The organism is Nitrosomonas sp. (assembly GCF_024282095.1).
Lineage (GTDB): Bacteria > Pseudomonadota > Gammaproteobacteria > Burkholderiales > Nitrosomonadaceae > Nitrosomonas.
This window is the reverse complement of the sequence record NZ_JAMWZS010000081.1, coordinates 1-2,017: the sequence shown is the minus strand read 5'-3', so window position 1 is coordinate 2,017 and position 2,017 is coordinate 1. Positions and strand designations below refer to the sequence as shown.

Genomic DNA, 2,017 nt, shown 5'->3' with positions numbered 1-2,017 from the left:
TTAGGCCAGGATATTGATCGGGCGGTTCATACCATGCAAGATGAAGCAACGGTTTTTGCCGATCCTAATGACCGCGCCAGTCAGGAATCTGATATGACGCTGGAATTACGAAATCGCGATCGTGAACGAAAGCTCATCAAGAAGATCGACGAGATTATTGGAAAAATTGATTCTGGAGATTATGGATATTGTGAAAGTTGTGGAATAGAAATCGGGTTAAAGCGACTTGAAGCGCGGCCTACGGCTACACTGTGTATTGATTGTAAAACATTGGATGAAATTCGAGAAAAACAGATCGCCAAATAAATCGGATAAGCTGTGTAAAAGTTTTTGTATAATAACTGCTGTCTGTAAAAAAGCCCTGTCAGGGTGGCAGGGCTTTAAAGTAACTTACAAGTAAAAAGTCAGAATAGCATGCACGAGATGTTTCTTAGGATTCTTCCGTAGTAGTGGTGTCGGTGCTAGTTTCAGCAGATGCTGCTTTCATGCTCAAACGCAGTCTTCCTTTGTCATCTGCCTCAAGTACTTTAACTCGCACTTGTTGGCCTTCATTGAGATGATCGGAAACATTATTGACACGCTCATTTGCAATTTGTGAGATATGTAATAAACCATCTTTGCCAGGCAGGACGCTAACAATAGCGCCAAAATCAAGCAGTTTTAATACTACGCCATCATAAACCTTACCAACTTCAACTTCAGCCGTAATATCTTCAATTCGTTTCTTAGCCAGCTCGCCACCTTCAGCGCTTACACAGGCAATGGTCACTGACCCATCATCTGTTATATCAATAGTGGTACCGGTTTCTTCAGTCAGTGTGCGAATAACTGCACCGCCTTTGCCGATAACATCGCGAATTTTTTCAGGGTTGATTTTGAGTTTAATAATGCGAGGTGCGTGAACTGAGATATCTTCGCGTGTTGAAGGTAAAGCTTGCTTCATAATTTGAAGGATATGTAGCCGCCCTTCATGAGCCTGAATGAGCGCCGCATGCATAATATCTTTCGTGATGCCTTGAATTTTAATATCCATTTGCAATGCAGTGATACCTTGCTCTGTGCCCGCTACTTTGAAGTCCATATCACCCAGGTGGTCTTCGTCGCCGAGTATATCTGTCAAGACAGCAAAACGGTTGCCATCTTTAATCAAACCCATGGCGATACCGGCAACATGCGCCTTCAACGGCACACCTGCATCCATTAAAGCCAAGCATCCGCCGCATACTGATGCCATTGAGCTAGAGCCATTTGATTCTGTGATTTCTGAAACAACACGTAAGGAATACCCAAATTCTTCTGGAGAAGGCAGCACTGCGGCTAATGCACGCTTTGCAAGTCGGCCATGGCCAATTTCCCGGCGTTTAGGGGTACCTACACGGCCAATTTCTCCTGTTGCATAAGGCGGCATGTTGTAATGCAACATGAATCGATCATTATAGTCGCCTTGTAATGAATCGATTTTTTGTTCATCACGAGCTGTTCCTAGGGTTGCTATCGCTAATGCCTGAGTTTCGCCGCGTGTAAATAAAGCCGAGCCATGAGTACGGGGCAGTACGCCATTTCGAATAGTAATGGCTCTAACAGTTCGTGTGCCACGACCATCTATCCGAGGCTCTCCATCAAGGATTTGGTTACGAACAATTTTAGATTCCAATGCAAAAAAAGCTTCTTTGAAAGATTGTAGGTCTGGTCCATTTTCGGTATCAACACACAACTCAGTCGATGTACGCTGATTAACTGCCTCGATAGCTTCCGAACGCGCTTGCTTTTGTTTGATTTTAAACGCTTGTCGCAGGTCTGCTTCAGCGATTTGAGCAATCTTATCCTCAAGCGCAGTGTCTTTTACAGGCGGAGTCCAATCCCATGCAGTGACACCCGCCTCATCAGCAAACTCGTTAATTGCGTTGATGACGGTTTGCATCTGTTCGTGCCCATACATTACGGCACCCAGCATTACTTCTTCGGATAGTTCCATCGCTTCCGATTCAACCATCAGAACGGCTTGTTGTGTACCAGC

The 2,017-nt window shown here is 44.7% G+C and carries 2 protein-coding genes; one reads left to right on the top strand and one right to left on the bottom strand.

Translation table 11 applies throughout. From position 1 onward, the window contains the following. Positions 1-306 (top strand): RNA polymerase-binding protein DksA (gene dksA / locus Q0K92_RS12995; RefSeq protein ID WP_297326217.1); only part of this gene is annotated, 306 nt, incomplete at its 5' end. Between the two features lie 124 nt (positions 307-430). On the opposite strand, the gene pnp is transcribed toward dksA, so the two are convergent. Continuing rightward, a partial coding sequence (pnp, locus tag Q0K92_RS12990) for a polyribonucleotide nucleotidyltransferase (protein WP_297326216.1) occupies positions 431-2,017 on the bottom strand: 1,587 nt, incomplete at its 5' end.